We start from the raw sequence: 1240 nt of genomic DNA on the forward strand, positions 1-1240 counted from the left end.
CGGTGGTTGGTTCGAAGTCGAGGAAGACGGTTTCGTTTTCGCCTTGGAGGCGGATGTCCCAGGACAGGGCGCCGTCGGGCCCACGGACCGCGAGGAGCGTGTTGCGCCGGTCCGCGGGCAGGGCCGACAACAACGCATCCCCGGCCAGGGCCGCCTCGTCCCCGGGCAGGTACACCCGGGTGAACAAACGGTTCGTCAACCCGCGGGCAAAAACCACCACGGCAATGAACGCCGCCGCACCCGCAGACACCGGCCCGGGCTCAACAGTGGTAAAACTGTACGCCCCGGTCCGGTCCGTGGCCGCCCGGCCCCACCCGGTAAACGTGTACCCGTCCCGCGCCCGGGACCCCGACTCCGCCACCACCCGGCCCTGCGCATCCGGCTGCCAGATCTCCACCATCGCATCCGGCACCGGCTCCCCGGCCCCGTCCCGGACCGTCCCGTGCAACCGCACACTGCCCGCCACCCCCGGCAGCACCAGTTCACTGTCCCTGTCAAAGGGCAACGCATAAGCAAAAAACGGGCCCACCGTCTGCCCGGGCGTGGGCACCAACTCACTCATGGTCATCTCCCTCCGGGCCAAAGGCCTCATTTTCCGTCCAGGTCCGCCTGGACCCCGTCAACACAATGTCCCACCGATACCCCAACGCCCACTCCGGGGACGTCAACCCATGGTCATACGTGGCCACCAACCGCTCCCGCGCGTCCGCATCCACCACCGACTGGTAAATCGGATCCAACGCAAACAACTGGTCCCCCGGAAAATACATCTGCGTAATGATCCGCTGCGTGAACTCACTGCCAAACAACGAAAAATGAATATGCGCCGGCCGCCACGCATTCAGATGGTTCTTCCACGGATACGCCCCCGGCTTGATCGTGGTAAACGCATACGACCCGTCCGGACCCGTCAAACACCGCCCCACCCCGGTAAAATTCGGATCAATCGGCGCCGGATGCTGGTCCCTCTTATGGACATACCGCCCCGCCGCGTTCGCCTGCCAAATCTCCACCAACTGACCCGCCACCGCACGCCCGTCACCATCCAGGACCCGCCCGGCCACCCTGATCCGCTCACCCTGCGGCTCACCACCATGGACAATCGTCAAATCCGCTTCCAACGGATCCACATCCCGATGCCCAAACGCCGGCGAAAACAACTCAATCGTCTCCGGATCCACATGCTGCAAACCCTTCGTCGGATGCCGCAACACACTGCTGCGATACGGCGCATAATCCA

2 protein-coding genes are annotated in these 1240 nt (G+C 64.5%); both read right to left on the reverse strand.

Annotated elements, in window-relative coordinates; translation table 11 throughout:
• Positions 1-562: protocatechuate 3,4-dioxygenase subunit alpha (gene pcaG / locus MMF96_RS19370; protein WP_176618763.1), on the reverse strand; the 562-nt coding region annotated here is incomplete at its 3' end.
• On the reverse strand, positions 555-1240 hold a 686-nt coding region (gene pcaH / locus MMF96_RS19375; RefSeq protein WP_256884473.1), incomplete at its 5' end, for a protocatechuate 3,4-dioxygenase subunit beta. The genes pcaH and pcaG, both read right to left, overlap by 8 nt.

The organism is Arthrobacter sp. STN4, assembly GCF_024539665.1.
Taxonomy (GTDB): Bacteria; Actinomycetota; Actinomycetes; order Actinomycetales; family Micrococcaceae; genus Specibacter.